The organism is Colwellia ponticola, from assembly GCF_005885605.1.
GTDB classification, from domain to species: Bacteria; Pseudomonadota; Gammaproteobacteria; order Enterobacterales; family Alteromonadaceae; genus Colwellia; species Colwellia ponticola.
Map to the genome: position 1 here is coordinate 117,142 of NZ_SZVP01000008.1, position 17,842 is coordinate 134,983.

At 39.1% G+C, this 17,842-nt stretch carries 17 protein-coding genes; 9 read left to right on the forward strand and 8 right to left on the reverse strand.

What is annotated here, in order from left to right; all coding sequences use genetic code 11:
* Positions 1 to 184 precede the first annotated feature (184 nt).
* The 5 genes from feoB to glnK form a co-directional block, all read right to left on the reverse strand.
* A complete protein-coding gene (gene feoB / locus FCS21_RS10010) occupies positions 185 to 2,368 on the reverse strand; it encodes a ferrous iron transport protein B (RefSeq protein ID WP_138622943.1) in 2,184 nt (727 codons plus the stop codon).
* A gap of 68 nt (positions 2,369 to 2,436) precedes the next feature.
* The gene (locus FCS21_RS10015; RefSeq protein ID WP_138622945.1) at positions 2,437 to 2,658 is read right to left on the reverse strand and encodes a FeoA family protein; all 222 of its coding nucleotides are present in this window, start codon (positions 2,656 to 2,658) and stop codon (positions 2,437 to 2,439) included.
* Positions 2,659 to 3,074: 416 nt separating this feature from the next.
* Complete coding sequence (locus tag FCS21_RS10020; RefSeq protein ID WP_138622947.1) at positions 3,075 to 3,470, reverse strand: OmpH/Skp family outer membrane protein; 396 nt, start codon at positions 3,468 to 3,470, stop codon at positions 3,075 to 3,077.
* Between the two features lie 172 nt (positions 3,471 to 3,642).
* Positions 3,643 to 4,923 carry an ammonium transporter AmtB gene (locus FCS21_RS10025; protein WP_138623020.1) on the reverse strand — a complete coding sequence of 427 codons (1,281 nt, stop codon included), beginning with the start codon at positions 4,921 to 4,923 and terminating at the stop codon, positions 3,643 to 3,645.
* A 12-nt stretch (positions 4,924 to 4,935) separates the two neighbouring features.
* Positions 4,936 to 5,274, reverse strand: coding sequence for a P-II family nitrogen regulator (gene glnK, locus FCS21_RS10030; RefSeq protein ID WP_138622949.1), 339 nt, complete (start codon positions 5,272 to 5,274; stop codon positions 4,936 to 4,938).
* A gap of 363 nt (positions 5,275 to 5,637) precedes the next feature.
* Here glnK and FCS21_RS10035 point away from each other — a divergent pair, with 363 nt between their 5' ends.
* The 9 genes from FCS21_RS10035 (at position 5,638) to FCS21_RS10075 (ending at position 15,223) form a co-directional block, all read left to right on the forward strand.
* On the forward strand, positions 5,638 to 6,237 hold the full coding sequence (locus FCS21_RS10035; RefSeq protein ID WP_138622951.1) for an anthranilate synthase component II: 600 nt from the start codon (positions 5,638 to 5,640) through the stop codon (positions 6,235 to 6,237).
* Positions 6,238 to 6,559: 322 nt separating this feature from the next.
* On the forward strand, positions 6,560 to 7,705 hold the full coding sequence (locus tag FCS21_RS10040) for an HDOD domain-containing protein (RefSeq protein ID WP_138622953.1): 1,146 nt from the start codon (positions 6,560 to 6,562) through the stop codon (positions 7,703 to 7,705).
* A gap of 500 nt (positions 7,706 to 8,205) precedes the next feature.
* Positions 8,206 to 9,417 carry an aspartate aminotransferase family protein gene (locus tag FCS21_RS10045; protein ID WP_138622955.1) on the forward strand — a complete coding sequence of 404 codons (1,212 nt, stop codon included), beginning with the start codon at positions 8,206 to 8,208 and terminating at the stop codon, positions 9,415 to 9,417.
* 155 nt (positions 9,418 to 9,572) lie between these two features.
* Positions 9,573 to 10,589, forward strand: coding sequence for an arginine N-succinyltransferase (astA, locus tag FCS21_RS10050; protein ID WP_138622957.1), 1,017 nt, complete (start codon positions 9,573 to 9,575; stop codon positions 10,587 to 10,589).
* A gap of 89 nt (positions 10,590 to 10,678) precedes the next feature.
* Positions 10,679 to 12,157 carry a succinylglutamate-semialdehyde dehydrogenase gene (astD, locus tag FCS21_RS10055; RefSeq protein ID WP_138622959.1) on the forward strand — a complete coding sequence of 493 codons (1,479 nt, stop codon included), beginning with the start codon at positions 10,679 to 10,681 and terminating at the stop codon, positions 12,155 to 12,157.
* A complete protein-coding gene (gene astE, locus FCS21_RS10060) occupies positions 12,158 to 13,321 on the forward strand; it encodes a succinylglutamate desuccinylase (protein WP_138622961.1) in 1,164 nt (387 codons plus the stop codon). It begins immediately after the preceding gene.
* Positions 13,322 to 13,493: 172 nt separating this feature from the next.
* Positions 13,494 to 13,838 (forward strand): DUF3802 family protein, encoded by a 345-nt coding sequence (locus tag FCS21_RS10065; protein WP_138623022.1) that lies wholly within the window; start codon positions 13,494 to 13,496, stop codon positions 13,836 to 13,838.
* A 174-nt stretch (positions 13,839 to 14,012) separates the two neighbouring features.
* A complete protein-coding gene (locus FCS21_RS10070) occupies positions 14,013 to 14,417 on the forward strand; it encodes an OsmC family protein (protein WP_138622963.1) in 405 nt (134 codons plus the stop codon).
* 11 nt (positions 14,418 to 14,428) lie between these two features.
* Positions 14,429 to 15,223 (forward strand): S-adenosylmethionine decarboxylase, encoded by a 795-nt coding sequence (locus FCS21_RS10075; protein WP_138622966.1) that lies wholly within the window; start codon positions 14,429 to 14,431, stop codon positions 15,221 to 15,223.
* Between the two features lie 84 nt (positions 15,224 to 15,307).
* Here FCS21_RS10075 and FCS21_RS10080 read toward each other — a convergent pair whose 3' ends face one another.
* The 3 genes from FCS21_RS10080 to FCS21_RS10090 form a co-directional block, all read right to left on the reverse strand.
* Positions 15,308 to 16,207, reverse strand: a complete 900-nt coding sequence (locus tag FCS21_RS10080; RefSeq protein ID WP_138622968.1) for a phosphoribulokinase — start codon at positions 16,205 to 16,207, stop codon at positions 15,308 to 15,310.
* A 180-nt stretch (positions 16,208 to 16,387) separates the two neighbouring features.
* Positions 16,388 to 16,792 carry a 50S ribosomal protein L17 gene (rplQ, locus tag FCS21_RS10085; protein ID WP_138622970.1) on the reverse strand — a complete coding sequence of 135 codons (405 nt, stop codon included), beginning with the start codon at positions 16,790 to 16,792 and terminating at the stop codon, positions 16,388 to 16,390.
* Between the two features lie 44 nt (positions 16,793 to 16,836).
* Positions 16,837 to 17,826, reverse strand: coding sequence for a DNA-directed RNA polymerase subunit alpha (locus FCS21_RS10090; RefSeq protein WP_138622972.1), 990 nt, complete (start codon positions 17,824 to 17,826; stop codon positions 16,837 to 16,839).
* Between the last annotated feature and the right edge of the window lie 16 nt (positions 17,827 to 17,842).

Below are 17,842 nucleotides of genomic sequence, written 5' to 3' on the forward strand. Positions count from 1 at the left end.
GTGAGGGGGTTACTGAGATATATAATAATACGCGTTACGACTTAAGCATGACGCTGAGCAAAGTTCATCGCCTTATTTAACTTGAACCCTTAGGGTTTTCGTTAATTAGTTTTCATGAAAAGCAACTGATGAAGCCAGCGGAACAAAAGAACAACCGGCTTTTTTGAAGATTAGCAATGGGGCATTAGCTATAACTGACTTTAACAGGAATAGTTAACACTTGCTTTCCTTTATGCTTCAGCCAAAAGTAAATCATCACAAAAGTTAATAAAGCCAGTACTATAGTAATACTTGCTCTAATAGGCGTCTGTAAAAATGTGCCAATTTGATAGCATAAGGTTGCCATTAAGTAAGCAAAGGTAAAACTCCATATACCGGCAAATGCTGCCCAACGGCTACCTACTTCATTTTTAATGGCGCCCATTGCAGCAACACAAGGCGTATAGAGTAAGATAAATAATAAGTAGCTAAAAGCACCTAACTGGCTAACAAAGGCTACTTGCATACGTTGATAAGTGGTTAACTCAACCCCCTGCTCTTGAGCGGCAAGGTTTAAATCACTAATATCACCAACATTAATACTTAGCGGATCCTCGGCGTGAATACCTAATAAGTTCTCTTTAATACTGGCATTCGCCTCTTGCCAACTTTTCGACAATGATGGCGCAGTATCAACCTCACCGACATGAGGAGAGTATAAGTTATTAAACGTTGCTACCAACACTTCTTTAGCGAAAATACCAGTAATGATACCCACGCCAGCTTGCCAGTTATCTTCTTGAACTCCCATCGGTGCCAGTAATGGCATTACTACTTTTGAGCCTTGGCTTAATATAGACCCTTCACTGTCTTGGTTACCAAATTGACCATCTGTACCAATAGAATTTAAAAAATTAAGTAAACACACCACAATAACAATAGTTTTACCTGCACCAGTAACAAAGCTGCTCGTGCGCTGCCATACGCGTTGACTCAGTGCACCAACTTTTGGCATTTCATAATTAGGCAATTCCATAATATTTAATGACGTAGTACCTGACAATACCGTTTTCTTTAATAAGAAGCCGGTAAATATAGCGGCAGCAATACCTACTAAATATAATAAGAACACTAAGTTTTGGCCATTATCAGGAAAGAATGCCGCTGCAAATAAGGCATAAACCGGTAACCTTGCTCCACATGACATAAAAGGCGACATCATTACCGTGGTGATCCGTTCACGTTCGCTATCAAGAATTCTCGCTGACATTACGGCAGGAACAGTACAACCAAAACCAACAATTAACGGTACAAAGGCTTTACCAGGTAAACCTATACGCTGCATAATACTGTCAACAACAAAAGCCGCTCGCGCTAAATAACCAGAACTTTCTAACACTGATAAACCGATAAATAAACAAGCAATAACAGGGATAAAGGTAGCAACAGTTTGCATGCCACTGCCAAACCCTTCAATAATAGTAAGAAGCCACTTAGGTAAATCTAAAGGTGCGAGAAGGTGTAATGGGTACTCAACAAATAAAGTACCACTGAGAATATCGAAAAAGTCGATAAAAGCACTACCCACATTAATGGCAAACATAAAGAGTAGATACATAACACCAAGAAATACTGGCACCCCCATGATTGGATGTAACACGACACTGTCTATTTTTTCTGATAAAGGCTTATTGTGACATGCCGAATCATCAAAGGCAGCATTACTTGCCTCAACACTGCTAACACGTGCAAGCATATCGGCAATGTAATCATAACGACCTTGCATTGCCTTCACACTTTTATTGGGTTGTTGTGCTTTTTCAAGCGCGGCATTATCAACAATTTTTTGGTGATGGCCAGAAATGTTAGCCGTCATTTGACTTAAGGCTTGCTGGAGTTTTGCTAAACCACCTTGTGCCTGAGCACTAACAGCGATAACTGGGCAGCCTAATTCCTCAGCTAATTGTTCAATATCAATGTCTAAATATTGTTGTCGATCCGTTTTATTGAGTACCACTATCATCGGCACACCTAACTCAAGTAACTGACTAGTTAAGTAAAGTTGACGACTAAGTTGATTAATATCAACAACATTAACAAGGCAGTCAATGTTGTTATCTTGCAAAAATGATTGTGAAATAGTCAGATCTTTACCTTGCTCAGCATGACGCTCTAATGAACTTAAGCCAGGCAAGTCTGATAAATAAGCAGATTGTTCATTTAATATAAAGCTAGTCTTTTTAGCGGCAACTGTAACACCGGACCAATTACCGACAGTTTGCTTACGCTGCTTTTTATCACCTTGATTACCAGACAATAACAGATTAAATAAAGTGCTTTTGCCTGCGTTGGCAAAACCAACGAGTGCGAAGTGTTTTGATTGTTTCACGGAAAGATTCTTTTGTGATGACGGTTTAGGGATGTAGTTGCTGGCTAAGTCAATTATTAGCTAAGTGTTTAAAAGCTAACACCGATTTGCTCTGCAACAGCGCGTTGAATGCTAATCTTAGTATTATGTAAACGAAACGCCATAGGACCATTAAAAGGAGCTTTATGCGCTAATGATACGTGTGAACGTAAAGTGAAGCCTTGTTCAATCAACTGCGCTGCAATAATGTCATCTTTAGGCAGCGCATTAATTTTGGCTGGTTTATTCAGAGGGAGTTCTGCTAACGTCATAATATAATTCCAAAAAACATAAGTCCACGAATGAAATTATCATAGCTGAGACTTAAACCTAACAGATAATGATAATTACTACTGTTCAGGATAATAGCATTTAGTCATCAAATACAAAAGTAAAAGCTGCTGAAAACAGTTGATTTTGATCATGTAAATTGTAATCAAAAGTACAAGTAACTCAAACTCTATCCTGAGTATTCGCTGACCGTACTTTTGCGCTGGTAGTAGTAATAACCCTATTGAGTAAACACTTAACTCCCATCATACTCTCGAGTACAGAGAGTACAGAGAGTACAGAGAGTACTAACTTAGTCACTACTGACTCTTCGTGTTTAGTGCTTAGTGTTAGTGAGTAATAAAAGGTAAAAGTTTGTATGCTGCGTAATTGATTTTAATAAGGACGTAACTGGCTATTAGAAGGCAAAGCGCACGCCAATAGCACCGTCAACACTGAAGTCAAAGTCATTATCAAAATCTGCGACTGGCTGTACTTGTCCATATAAATCCCAACCTTTAGCAAAGTACCACGAAATGCCCAACGGTGCGCGCACGCCAAAACCATCATCCCAACCAGCCCAGCCGCCACCAGCAACATACCAAGACAACGGGGTGTTATTATCAAAACGACCCGTTTTAACTAAGTAGTCAACCGCAAAGCCACTATCACCAAGAACGAGGTTATAACGATCTACTTGTGCAACAACACTTAAATCCATATCAATCGCCACACCTACTTTAACCTGTGCTTGCGCAATATCAGACAAAAATAATGTCAGTACTAATATGCTTATGACTATAAATTTTTTCATAATAAACCCTATCTTCAATTCGTTGATAACAATCGAGCTATTGTAATCATTATCGAGTACAAGACAAGTAAAGCGGTTAACTAAAAAGCCGTATATCAATAATTGATATACGGCTTTTGATTAAAGCGCTAGTTACTTGTCTCTAGCTGGGTTTGTGGTAACTCAAAAACTATTATCCGCGAGTAAATTCTGGGTAAGCTTCCATACCACAGTCAGATATATCACCACCTTCATATTCTTCCTCTTCTGTGACACGAATTCCAATAAGCTTTTTCAGAACAAACCACACAATGAAACTAGTCACAAATACCCAAACAAAGATGGTTGCTGCTCCAATAAGCTGACCACTAAAAGTAGAACCTGAGTTAGTGATTGGCACAAGCATTAAACCAAAGAAGCCAACAACACCATGCACAGAGATAGCACCTACCGGATCATCAATCTGAATTTTATCTAATGCTAGGATTGACATCACCACAATAACGCCTGCAATAGCACCAAACATTGTCGCTTGTAACGGTGATGGTGTCGATGGTTCAGCCGTAATCGCGACTAAACCCGCTAACGCACCGTTTAAAGTCATGGTTAAATCTGCTTTTTTGAACAATAGCTTCGCAAAAATCAGCGCTGAAATTGCGCCTGCGGCCGCTGCTGCGTTAGTATTTAGAAACACCATAGCTACGGAGTTTGCACTATTAATATCAGCGAGTTTTAATACTGAACCACCATTAAAACCAAACCAGCCCATCCATAAAATAAAAGTACCTAGTGTTGCCATAGGTAAGTTAGCACCAGGAATGGCATTAACTTTACCGTCTTTTCCGTATTTTCCTCTACGAGCACCTAGTAATAAAACCCCTGCTAATGCTGCAGAAGCACCCGCCATATGAACAATACCTGAACCGGCAAAATCAGAAAAGCCTAGGTCACCTAATGTATACAAACCAAAAACGGCATCTCCGTTCCAAGTCCAGCTACCTTCCATTGGATAGATAAAGCCTGTTAACACTATAGTAAAGGTTAGAAAAGCCCATAACTTCATACGCTCCGCAACGGCACCTGATACAATTGACATAGCAGTAGCAACAAAGACAACTTGAAAGAAGAAGTCTGCTGCGTTTGAGTATACCGCATCGCCGCCAAATCCTGCTTCAGCAGACTCTGCTAACACGGCTCCAACTAGTGCTTGTGCATCACTAGCACCATCTAAAGCAATACCATTAAGAAAGACTCCACCACCATACATAATATCGTAGCCTACAATAAGGTACATGATGCAAGCGATAGAATATAATGCGACATTTTTAGTTAATATTTCCGTTGTGTTTTTAGCTCTGACTAAACCCGCTTCTAGCATTGAAAAACCAGCCGCCATCCACATGACCAAAGCACCACATATAAGAAAATAAAAAGTGTCTAAGGCGTATTGTAATTGAAGTATATTTTGTTCCATCATCTTTCCCCTTTAAAGTGCTTCAGCGTCTAGCTCACCAGTACGAATACGTATAGCTTGCTCTAGGTTATAAACAAAAATCTTGCCATCACCAATTTTTCCAGTATGAGCCGCCTGAGTAATGGTTTCAACTAAACGTTCTACAAGGTCGTCATTAACCGCAATTTCCACCTTCACTTTAGGAAGAAAATCGACTTGATATTCAGCTCCGCGATATAATTCGGTATGCCCTTTTTGACGTCCGAAACCCTTAACTTCACTCACGGTGATACCTTCGACGCCTATTTCAGAAATAGCCTCTCTAACATCGTCTAATTTAAATGGTTTTATAATTGCGCTGATTAGTTTCATGATTAACCTCAAGTTATTGTTTTTCTATTACTGACAACTTGATAATACAATTCATATGCCAATAATATTTTTACAATACTAATCAACACCTTAACTAAAAATTTATTTTATAATGTTATTATTCGCACCAAGGGTGTGCAGAAAAACACCACTCTGAGATCATCTGGTGCAATATCGGTAGCAATAGTTAGAGATGATGATACTGGTAAATATTACTCTTACTTATTAGAAGTACTCTTTAATAGTTGTTAAAAAAGCTAGTACCTTGCTAGTTTCTTAGTTATATCTTTTCACTACATTGCCCAAGCACAATAAAAGCAGTAGAATAGCCGCCAATTTTATTGGCTGTTAGGCGAAATCTTTTTGTTATTAATGATCGACAATTACGACTCATTTACCTTTAATTTAGTGCATTATTTTCAAGCACTAGGTCAAGAGGTGGTTGTTTATAGGAATGATGAAATTAGTCTTGAGGGGATTGCCCAGCTTCAGCCACAATATATTGTTATATCTCCAGGCCCTTGCGATCCTGACGCTGCCGGCATTTCACTCGCTGTTGTTGAAAAGTTCGCCGGAAAAATCCCCTTATTAGGTGTTTGTTTAGGCCATCAATGTATTGCACAGCATTTTGGCGCGAGCGTCGAGAAAGCAAAACAAGTCATGCACGGTAAAACGTCTAAAATTCGCCATAATCAGCAAGGGTTGTTTGCCCACTTAAATCAACCGTTACAAGTCACTCGATACCATTCATTAATTGTCAACAAAGCAACATTACCTGAGGAGCTAACAATATCCGCATGGAGTGAAACCCAGCAAGGCGATGTAGATGAGGTCATGGCGCTAACACATAAAACCTTACCAATTTGTAGTGTACAATTTCATCCTGAATCTATTCTTACAGACCAAGGTCACGAGCTACTAGCTAATTTTATTAAACAATTTGAAAATTATCCAACCAGCTAACTTAGTTCATTAGAGGGTTGGTCACCTCAACTGCTTGCCAGCTTTTATACTTATCTGACAAGTTTTTTCTTTTTTGAAATTAAACTTTTCGAAACTAAATTTTATCCCGGCTACACTTATATCGCTTGCACTAACAGTACAGAAGTTTATTTAGCAAAATAGCCACTGTAAAGTCGAACACGATTCAACCCAGCAAGCCTAATAGCGTTAATATTATTTAATTTAATAAGGCTAGTACTAGCACTTTACTGCAATAAAGCGCTAAACTGAGCCCATTAAATCTGTCTATATAGTCTCTTCTTAGCTAAACAAGCAATTATCCATGCAAATATTTGAAAATAATCCAGCTGTCGCCTCTATTTATCAACGTGCTATTAGCCTTTCTATCTGTAAAGATTTTGCCGAAAAGCAAAGTGGCAAAATTTCTATGGTTGACCATCAAGGTAGCGAACAAAAAAATCGCCGCCGAGAGCTGCTATCTGTTGAAGTACAAACACAACAAGAAAAAATTATTGCTGAGCATGGTGCAGAGCACTTTCGTAAACAAACGGAGCAAAGCTTCTTTAGTAGAGTCCGCACCAAGGTTAATACTGATTTTGATAATAAAGAGCACCTTTACCACAACGTATTAAATATCGATGAAGGCTGCCCTGCCATTCTTGATATTCTATCTACCCGCGCAGCATCAGTTAATCAAATCAAAGGACTAGCTGGTACACTCCCCTGGTTAAGCCTTGATTTAATCAACTTAGTTAATAAACCACAATACCGTAAACGCGCTGATGTACAAGTAACCGATGCAAAACTCGCCCTAAGTTATATTGGTTTAGACAATTTAAAATTAGTTATGCCCACGTTTACCCTTAAACATTGGCTACCAACAAGTACCGCTCCTTATGGTTTAATGAAAAGAAAACTATGGAATGATAGTTTATCTATTGCGCTCGCTGCTCGCGTACTCGCTAAAGAACACGGTGTTGATGAATTTACAGTTTTTACCACCGCAATGTTGTCAAATATAGGCAGACTTGCTGTGACTCGCTGCTATTTAACTACGTTTAACGACATGTATAAAAAAGATGTACGCGAAGCGCTTGAGAGTAAAGATAAACGCTTACATACTGTGTTATCAAAAATTACCGTTAGCGAAACGCTACTCCTTGAGCAGCTAATGATGCGCAGTGCAAAATTATCAGCTGACTTAATTGAGAAGATGCAATTTAAACGACTTGCTATTACTGAACCAGTTTTTGATCTAGCCTATGCCGTGCGCCTTGAAAAAATGCATCCTGTTGCCCAAATTGTCGCTAAAGCGAAAGCTTATATTGCCTTTCGTTCACTGGCTAAAGAGTCGCTGATTACCAGTGATGAAAGCAGAGCATTACTGAGTGCCGTTCATTTAACTTCCGCTGATATCTCTCTGTTGAAAAAAAGTGATATTGATCACATAAAACTCATTTTTAATTAGCCGATAACACGTTTTATTGATTGCCTGGCATTTTCGCACGCGAAACCGTTAATCAATAGTCAATAAAACGCTGTCTATCTTGCTAATGGTTATCGACTAGTTCTCATAGCTAGCCGAGTAAATAGCAATAACTCCACTTTTTTATAAATTTTTTATGATTAGTTATTAAAAAACCATCTGTTAAGCTATAAGCAAGCAAACGTTATTCTACTAGTTATCACCTTTATTATCTGACAAAAAATTGATTCAATAAATATTCACCTTTTATGAATAAAGCAAGCTAAGCCTTTGTTTTATCTAGGCTACAGACCCGCACAACAAGACAACCCAACTATTTCCTGTCATACTACCTCTCTATTTTTAAGGCGCTGTCATTGACCGGTATCGTTATTTTTCTAGTCGGTATTGTTATTTTTCACAATAAATAAAGTATTGCTAAGCTTTATTTACATTTTGCAGTAAGCTATTAAAAAACGTTACATAAATGAGGATTTAAAAAAATGTCAGAACACTTTTCAGTTGAACGCGGCTTATTTGATGATGTTATGGTGCCAAACTATGCGCCTGCAGCAGTTATTCCAGTACGTGGACAAGGCTCTCGAGTGTGGGATCAACAAGATAAAGAATATATTGATTTCGCTGGTGGCATTGCCGTTAGTGCTTTAGGTCACTGCCACCCAGCCCTTGTTGGTGCTTTAAAAGAGCAAGGTGAGAAGCTATGGCACTTATCGAATGTATTAACCAATGAACCAGCACTGCGTTTAGCGAAAAAACTTGTTGATAATACCTTTGCAGAAAAAGTGTATTTTTGTAATTCAGGCGCTGAAGCCAATGAAGCTGCGCTTAAGTTAGCACGTCGCTGGGCATTAGAAGTACATGGCGAAGAAAAGTCTCAAATAATTGCCTTTAAACAAGGTTTTCACGGTCGTACTTTTTTTACCGTAACAGTTGGTGGACAAACCGCTTACTCTGACGGTTTTGGTCCAAAGCCAGGTAATATAGACCACGCAGAATACAACAATCTGGATAGCTTTAAAGCACTCATTTCAGATAAAACTTGTGCGGTAATGATTGAACCTTTACAAGGTGAAGGTGGCATTATTTCACCTACAACTGAGTTTATTCAAGGCGTAAGTGACCTATGTAAACAACACAATGCTTTATTAATTTTTGATGAAGTACAAACAGGCGTTGGCCGCTTAGGTGAGTTATACGGCTATATGGACTTAAACGTTACTCCTGATATTTTAACGACGGCTAAAGGTTTAGGTGGCGGTTTTCCTATTGGTGCCATGCTAACAACAACGGTCATTGCAGAGCATCTTAAAGTAGGTACGCACGGTAGTACCTATGGTGGTAATCCATTGGCCTGTGCCGTTGCTGAAGCGGTGTTAGATACGGTTAACACCCCTGACATTTTAGCGGGTGTTAAAGCCAAAGCTAACCTGTATGTTGCAAGCTTAAAGGCAATTAATACTAAATATGATGTTTTTTCTGAAATTCGTGGTAAAGGCTTATTAATTGGCGCTGTCTTAAACGACAAATACCAAGGACAAGCTAAAGCATTCTTAAATGCTGCAATGGAAGAAGGTGTTATGGTCTTAGTCGCTGGCGCCAGTGTTATTCGCTTTGCTCCTTCACTTATTATACCTGATGAAGATATTGCCTTAGGCTTAGCGCGTTTTGAAAAAGCAGTCGCTAGCCTAGCCTAAGTAAGCGTTAACTTAACCTTAACTTTGTTTTAACTTTTTTAGCTTAGTTACCACGCACGACAAAACCAACGGTATTTACTGCTCTTATTTTCCCTATTAAATTTGAGCAGTGATACCCGACGGGTTTAAATCTCCCCCCTTCATCGAGAGCATTTATGATTATTGTACGTCCTATACAACAAAGTGACCTGAAAGCCTTACACCGTATTGCCATAGAATCTGGTCATGGTTTTACTTCATTACCTGTTAATGAAAAGCTACTGAAGCAACGCATTAATCACGCTGAAGAGTCATTTAATAAGGCAGTAACCCAGGCCGGTAAAGAAGGCTACCTTTTTGTCATGGAAGATAGTAAAACAGGTGAGGTTGTTGGTACCAGTGGTATTGAAGCAGCGGTAGGCTTAGATGACGCCTTTTATCATTATCATTTAGGTAAAGTAGTACATAGTTCTCGCGAACTTAATATTTACAATACCGTTGAAACACTATCACTGTGCAATGACTACACTGGTGCTAGTGAGATTTGTACCTTATTCTTAAGTGACAGTCACCGTAAAGACAATAATGGTCGTTTTCTCTCTCGTTTTCGCTTTTTATTTATCGCGGAGCATAAAGCACGTTTTTCTGAGACAATTATTGCAGAAATGCGCGGCGTTTCAGATGAACAAGGTCGTTCACCGTTTTGGCAATGGCTTGAAGAACACTTCTTTTCAATGGACTTCCCTACCGCAGATTACTTAACTGGTATAGGTAAAAAGGTATTTATTGCCGAACTAATGCCTAAGTATCCCATTTACGTTAACTTATTAAGTAAAGGTGCCCAAGCCGTTATTGATAAAGTTCATCCACAAACAGTACCAGCACTGCGTTTATTAGAGGCAGAAGGCTTTGCAAGGCGTGGCTATGTTGATATTTTTGATGCTGGCCCAACGGTTGAGTCACACGTTAATAGTATTAAAACTGTCAATGAAAGTAGACGCTGCCAAGTCATCATAGGTGCAGTGCAATCAACCGATAATTACATTATTTGTAATAGTAAAGTCACCAATTTTAGAGCGACACAAACAGCACTATCACTGCGTGAAACAGCAAAACAAGTTGTTATAACTCAAAAGGTTGCCGATGCTTTACTGGTAAAAGAAGGTGATTGGGTTCGTTTGGTCGCTAATTAATCTTATCTATACACCTTAGTAACACAACATAATCACGTAGCGTGTTGGCAATGCTTTACTGTCGTCACGCCCAATGAGAAGGAAATATCATGTCTTACACAAATCCCGTTCAATTTATTAATGGTCAATGGCAAGCAGGTTTAGGTGATGAGCTTAGTTCATTAAATCCTGCACGTAATGAAGTTATTTGGCAGGGTAAAACAGCCAGTGCCGAACAAGTCAATACGGCGGTGTTAAGTGCACGTAAAGCTTTTGAAAGCTGGGCAAACCTTAATTTAGAAGCGCGTGTTGCGGTGATAAACAAATTTGCTGAGTTATTAACCACGAACAAAGAAACATTAGCAACAACCATTGCTTTAGAAACAGGTAAACCTAAGTGGGAAACGGTTGGTGAAGTGGGAGCAATGATAGCTAAAGTCGCTATTTCGTTAAAAGCTTACCACGAACGTACCGGTACTGTTGAGAATCCAATGCCTGGTGCTAAAGCCTTTGTTCGTCATAAGCCACATGGCGTAGTCGCTATTTTTGGCCCTTATAACTTCCCTGGTCATTTACCTAATGGTCATATAGTGCCAGCATTAATTGCCGGTAACACTATTGTATTTAAGCCTAGTGAATTAACACCCCGCGTTGCCCAAGAAATAGTAGCGTTATGGGAACAGGCTGGTTTACCTAAGGGTGTTATTAACCTTGTACAAGGTGAAGTCGCAACAGGTAAAGCACTTGCTAGCCATAAGTTGATTGACGGATTGTTTTTCACGGGTAGTTCAACAACGGGTCACTTATTACATGAACAATTTGCTGGTCAACCGGGTAAAATTCTCGCGTTAGAAATGGGCGGTAATAATCCACTGGTAGTGAAAGATGTCGGCGACATTGATGCGGTTGTGCACGATATTATCCAATCTGCTTTTGTAACTTCCGGTCAACGTTGTACTTGTGCTCGTCGTTTGTTTATTGAAGATAACGAACAAGGTGATGCTATTTTAGCGCGTCTTATTGAAGTGACTAACAATTTAACCATTGGATATTTTGATGATAAAGAGCAACCCTTTATCGGCTCAATGATCTCAGAAAAAGCTGCGCTTGGCTTAGTTGATGCTCAAGCCAAATTACTGGCTCTTGGCGCAACATCAATCGTAGCGCTTAAACACCTAACACTAGGTACAGGTTTTGTGTCGCCGGGAATTATTGATGTTACTCATATTGCCGCAGAAGTACCCGATGAAGAATACTTTGGTCCATTAATAAAAGTATATCGTTACAGTGATTTTGATAAAGCCATTGATGAAGCCAATAATACCGGTTTTGGTTTATCAGCAGGTTTGTTATCTGACAGTGAAGCTTCTTACAATCACTTCTTTACGCGTATTCGTGCTGGTATCGTCAACTGGAACAAACCTATTACCGGCGCAAGCAGCGCAGCACCTTTTGGTGGTATTGGCGCAAGTGGTAACCACAGAGCCAGTGCATTTTATGCTGCTGATTATTGCGCTTACCCTATTGCTTCAGTGGAAGCTGACAAAGTAAGTTTACCTGAGACATTGACACCCGGTATAAAATTATAAATGCAACATAACAATACGCATACCTTGGCAAAACCAGAACTTACCGACATTACCGCGGATAACTTTATTAAAGCGTACCAGCACTTTATTGAGCAAGGTGACTTTATTAGCTTAACTCGTCAGTTTGACCAAGGCTTTATACAAACTGGTGTTGCTAATCAATTAAGCTTTAACGTTAAAAAAGCAAAAGTAAGCTTACTTGATACTGGGGTTCTGTTAATTCAACCAGAAAATGTTAAATCAGCAAGCGATGAAGCTGAGTTGATTGAAGATAGTTCTGCAACGCCAAGTAAGCGTATTGTTATTTCATCTGGTATTCATGGTAATGAAACCGCTCCTATTGAAATAGTACAGCAGATAATTAGTGATATTATTGCCGATAAAATTCAGGTTAAGCACCCTACTCTACTCATTATGGGTAATCCTGTAGCAATGAATATAGGCAAACGTTTTCAGACGGATAACTTAAATCGATTATTTTCTGGTAGACACAAAAGCATTGCCCCTTGTTTTGAAAAATACCGAGCAGAAAAATTAGAACGCTACGTTAGTGATTTTTTTACGACTAGCCAAGGTGCTGATTCAGCAACCATCACACATTACCATTACGATTTACACACCGCTATTCGAAGCTCTAGCTATGAAAAATTCGCTATTTATCCTTATCAAGCAGGTAAACCATGGGATAAAGAACAATTAAGCTTTATGGCAAGCTGTGATGTTAACACTATTTTATTTGGTCATAGCCCAACAGGCACCTTTTCTTACTTTAGTAGCGCTCACTTTGGCGCCCATGCTTTTACCGTGGAACTAGGGAAAGTTAAGCCTTTTGGTCAGAACAATATGGCTGACTTTAGAGCGATAACAGCAAATTTAACAGCGCTTATTAGTGATGAGGACATTATTTTAAAGCCATTTAATAATACTGATTTTAATTTATTTGAAGCGCTAGGTGATATTACTAAAGAGAGTGATGACTTTACGCTGTTGATCGGTGCTGAGGTAAGTAACTTTACTGACTACCCCATTAATACGCTATTAGCGACCGATCAAGGCAATGAGTACCGTACTACGCGTTTAGGCGAAAGTGTGGTATTTCCCAATGCAAATGTAGGCAAAGGTGAGCGCGCCGCCTTAATCATAGTGCCTACAGAATTGACATAATATTGTAGGGACATTCAATCTTTTTATCAGAGTTATGGTTATAACAAGACCACTAACTCATTTTTTACCTGCTGTTGGTAATTATTTTTTAGCTAGATAAACATTATTGATGCAAAGTAAATAAAAGCGCTATACTAAAATGATAGTCACTCAAAGAGGCATACAAGTTATTATGGTTACAGACACTGACGGCTATATTCAAATTATTGAGTACCTCACTGAGCATTTAATCTTATTTGAGAACTCTACTGCATCAACACAAAGCACTGAAACGGTAATGTCGACCATTGAAGATGAGCTTGGTAAGCAAATAATTAGTGTGTGCAGCCAAAATAAAACACTAACATTTAACGAGCGCAATGCTATTATTCGTGAAGTGGATGCTATTCTTTATGATCTTGAAGAAATTTTTTCAGGTATTATTAATAACCCTGTAAATGCTGAACAAAAGGCATTTATCGTTGAGTTTGCTAGCTTAATAAAAAACCTCTTTGATAGCGTTATTCATAAAAATTAACCAATTCAACAACGCCTAATAGATACAAATATCTATTTTATAGCAATCACACGCATTGATTCATCTGTTTAGCCTTCTTATAAACTCCCTTCATCCTGTTACACATTGCCACTGGTGATAATAAGATAACTTAGATAGAATCCTATCCTATTAATCTAGTCAATAGGATAGGCAATGAAAACAAAAGTAGAATGGATAGGTAAAGAGTTATTCATGGGCACCTCAGAAAATGGTCACACTATGGTTTTAGATGCCAATGGTGGTAAATCAGCCCCTAGCCCAATGGAAGGTGTATTAATCTCTTTAGGGGGTTGCTCTTCTGTTGATGTTGTTAGTATTTTACAAAAAGCACGTCAAGACATCAGTGGTTGCCGCGTTGACATTACTGGCACTCGCCTAAATAGTGTACCGGCACTGTTTGAAAAGATTCACCTTCATTTTGTTATTACCGGCACTGAAGTCTCTGCTAAGCACGTTGAACGTGCGGTAAACTTATCAGCAGACAAGTATTGCTCTGTCGCTATCATGTTAAATAGCAAAGTTGATATTTCACACGACTTTGAAATTATTGCTCAATAACGCTATTGACTATGCCTTCTCATAATAAAATCCCCCTCTATGGCTTTAATAGTTTAACTAAAAGTTTAAGTTTTTCACTCTATCGGGTGTATTACCTTCCATTAGATAAGTCGGATAAAAAACACGCTATCGGAACATCAACACAAAGGGTTACTGACTATAATGCTTATATTAATAAGACCTATAGTAGTGAGCGCCTGACACAATTACTAACCAAAGTGTGTCAGGCTATTGGCGGTAATGTCTTAAATATTGCTAGCCAAGATTACACCCCTCAAGGGGCAAGTGTTACCTTAATGATTTCTGAAGAGGCTGAGCCAACCTCTTTAGTCGCGCATTTAGATAAAAGCCATTTGTGTATTCATACTTATCCTGAAGAAGCACCTCAAAATGGCATTGCTATTTTTAGAGCTGATGTTGAGTTATCAACCTGCGGCGTCATCTCACCGCTAAAAGTCTTAGATTATGTGATTGAGACTTTCTCAGCGGATGTTATTGATATAGATTATCGTGTTCGAGGAATGACGCGCGATCAGCAAGGTAAAAAACGTTTCTGTGATGCTAATATCACCAACATTAGTGAGCATTTAGCTCACAGTACACTAGCGCAATATCGAGTTAACAATAGCGTGATGACCGCTCATAACCTTTTTCATTGTAAGTTAGCCCGACAATCAATTGAGTTATCACAACATGTCTTTAATGCTGATAACTGCCTTGGTGATGACACGATAACGGCACTAGATAAAGTGAAAGTAACAGCACAACTCAAAGCAGAAATAGCTGAATTATATCAGGGCAAATAGGTATGGCAACTAAACGCCCTATTACCTATTTTATAGCTATTTTTACCTGCATCATCAAAGACTAATGCTCAGTAATAGCAAATGCTATAAATCGCTCATCCAATCTATTTGCTGAGTTGCCTGCGCTTTACGCTCCATTAAGTCACGTATTAATGGCGTTAAAATTAACTCCATCGCTAAGCCCATCTTACCGCCAGGGACTACCATAGTATTAATTCTTGACATAAATGAGCCGTCAATCATGCGTAGGTAATATTGGAAATCAACATTTTTTACTTCGCGAAAACGGATCACAACAAAACTTTCATCTAAACTCGGAATGGCTTTAGCACTGAAAGGGTTAGAAGTATCTACCGTAGGTACGCGTTGAAAGTTAATATGGGTACGCGAGAATTGCGGCGTAATAAAAGAAATGTAGTCTTCCATACTGCGGACAATATTGGCAGAAACCGCCTCTCTAGAATGGCCCCGGTCATTAGTGTCACGAATAATTTTTTGTATCCACTCCAAGTTAACAATAGGCACCATACCAATGAGTAAATCGACATGCTGAGCAACATTAGTTTCATCCGTCACTACGCCACCGTGTAACCCTTCATAAAACAACAAATCAGTACCTTCACCAAACTCTTCCCACGGGGTAAATGTACCTGGCATTTGATTATAAGGAACGGCTTCATCGAAGGTATGTAAATAATGCCTAATTTTTCCCTTACCCGTTTCACTGTAATTACGAAATTGTTTCTCTAATTCAGGGAAGTCATTCGCCAGTTCCCCAAAATAGCTAATATTAGAGCCTACTTCCTTGGCTTTACGCTTTTCCATATCCATTTCTTGGCGTGAAAAGCGATGAAAACTATCACCTTCGATATTTACCGAGGAGATGCCAAGGGTTCTAAATATATGTTCAAATGAAGCGGTTGTGGTTGAAGTACCTGCTCCTGACGAGCCAGTGACGGCTATAATGGGATTTCGTGCTGACATAAGGTCTCAAAGGTAAACTAAAATACTATAGATATTTTATACGGTGGATTAACAGCTAGGTCAAGAATAATACCCGTATCATTAATTAACTAATTTATTTTCGAACAGTAATTTTAGGCAATAAAAAACCGAGCTAAGCTCGGTTTTTTAATAAAGTATAAAACCAGCGTTAGCTAGGTTTTATGCTTCTGCTGCTTCTTCAACTACTTCAGGAGCATCTTCTACTACTGGGCGGTCTACTAATTCAACATAAGCCATTGGCGCTTTATCACCAGTACGGAAACCACATTTTAAAATGCGAGTATAACCACCTGGACGTTCTTGGTAACGAGCACCAAGTTCGTTGAATAAAATACCTACTACTTCTTTATCTTGTGTACGAGCAAACGCTAAACGGCGATTTGCAACACTGTCGGTTTTGGCCAATGTAATCAGTGGCTCAACAACGCGACGTAGTTCTTTAGCTTTAGCAACAGTCGTTTTAATAACGCCGTGTTTAACTAAAGAGCTTGCCATATTGCGGAACATCGCTTGGCGATGACTGCTATTACGGTTTAACTGGCGACCGCTTTGACGATGGCGCATAAGTTAATCCCTTCTCTCAAACTATTAAAAAAATGATGATCGAACTAGTCGTTGTCAACAATGCTTTCAGGTGGCCAGTTTTCTAGGCGCATACCTAGAGACAAACCACGCGACGCTAACACGTCTTTGATTTCAGTTAGAGACTTCTTACCTAAATTAGGCGTTTTAAGAAGCTCAACTTCAGCACGTTGTACTAAATCACCAATGTATTGAATTGCTTCTGCTTTTAAACAGTTAGCTGAACGAACAGTTAATTCTAGATCATCAACAGGACGAAGCAAAATTGGGTCGAATAATGGTTTTTCTTCCACTTGCTCAACTTCTTTAATATCGCGAAGTTCAACAAACGCATCAAGCTGTTCAGCAAGAATAGTTGAAGCACGACGGATAGCTTCTTCCGGATCCAATGTACCATTGGTTTCCATATCTAAAACTAATTTGTCTAAATCTGTACGTTGTTCAACACGCGCAGAATCAACATCATAAGCAATTCTAACTACTGGGCTGAATGAAGCATCAACCAACAAACGACCAATAGCACGATCTTCTTCCTCGGCATCACGGCGCGCAGAAGCAGGAACATAACCACGTCCCATTTCAACTTTAATGCGCATGTTGATAGAACCTTCACCTGTTAAGGTGCAGATAACATGGTCTGGATTTGCAATAGTTACATCTCCGTCATGTTGTATATCAGCTGCCGTTACAGGGCCTTCACCAGACTTAGTTAGAGTAAGAACTGCTTCATTCTTACCTTCTAATATAACTGCAAGCCCTTTAAGGTTTAACAATATTTCGATGATGTCCTCTTGAACACCTTCTTTACTACTGTACTCATGTAAAACACCGTCAATTTCAACTTCAGTTACGGCACAACCCGGCATTGAAGATAAAAGAATGCGGCGTAACGCATTACCTAAAGTGTGACCAAAACCACGTTCTAGTGGCTCTAGAGTTACCTTAGCACGACGAGGGCTAACGGTTTCAATGCCAACTAAGCGTGGTCTAAGGAATTCGGTTACAGAACCCTGCATATATGTCCTCTCTTAA

Coding starts and splice junctions, on each gene's coding strand:
- FCS21_RS10025 (WP_138623020.1), bottom strand. CDS start 4,923: ATGGAACAAAATATACTTCAATTACAATACGCCTTAGACACTTTTTAT.
- glnK (WP_138622949.1), bottom strand. CDS start 5,274: ATGAAACTAATCAGCGCAATTATAAAACCATTTAAATTAGACGATGTT.
- rplQ (WP_138622970.1), bottom strand. CDS start 16,792: ATGCGCCATCGTCAAAGCGGTCGCCAGTTAAACCGTAATAGCAGTCAT.
- FCS21_RS10020 (WP_138622947.1), bottom strand. CDS start 3,470: ATGAAAAAATTTATAGTCATAAGCATATTAGTACTGACATTATTTTTG.
- astE (WP_138622961.1), top strand. CDS start 12,158: ATGCAACATAACAATACGCATACCTTGGCAAAACCAGAACTTACCGAC.
- FCS21_RS10080 (WP_138622968.1), bottom strand. CDS start 16,207: ATGTCAGCACGAAATCCCATTATAGCCGTCACTGGCTCGTCAGGAGCA.
- FCS21_RS10075 (WP_138622966.1), top strand. CDS start 14,429: ATGCCTTCTCATAATAAAATCCCCCTCTATGGCTTTAATAGTTTAACT.
- astD (WP_138622959.1), top strand. CDS start 10,679: ATGTCTTACACAAATCCCGTTCAATTTATTAATGGTCAATGGCAAGCA.
- FCS21_RS10070 (WP_138622963.1), top strand. CDS start 14,013: ATGAAAACAAAAGTAGAATGGATAGGTAAAGAGTTATTCATGGGCACC.
- astA (WP_138622957.1), top strand. CDS start 9,573: ATGATTATTGTACGTCCTATACAACAAAGTGACCTGAAAGCCTTACAC.
- FCS21_RS10045 (WP_138622955.1), top strand. CDS start 8,206: ATGTCAGAACACTTTTCAGTTGAACGCGGCTTATTTGATGATGTTATG.
- FCS21_RS10090 (WP_138622972.1), bottom strand. CDS start 17,826: ATGCAGGGTTCTGTAACCGAATTCCTTAGACCACGCTTAGTTGGCATT.
- FCS21_RS10015 (WP_138622945.1), bottom strand. CDS start 2,658: ATGACGTTAGCAGAACTCCCTCTGAATAAACCAGCCAAAATTAATGCG.
- FCS21_RS10065 (WP_138623022.1), top strand. CDS start 13,494: ATGGTTACAGACACTGACGGCTATATTCAAATTATTGAGTACCTCACT.
- FCS21_RS10040 (WP_138622953.1), top strand. CDS start 6,560: ATGCAAATATTTGAAAATAATCCAGCTGTCGCCTCTATTTATCAACGT.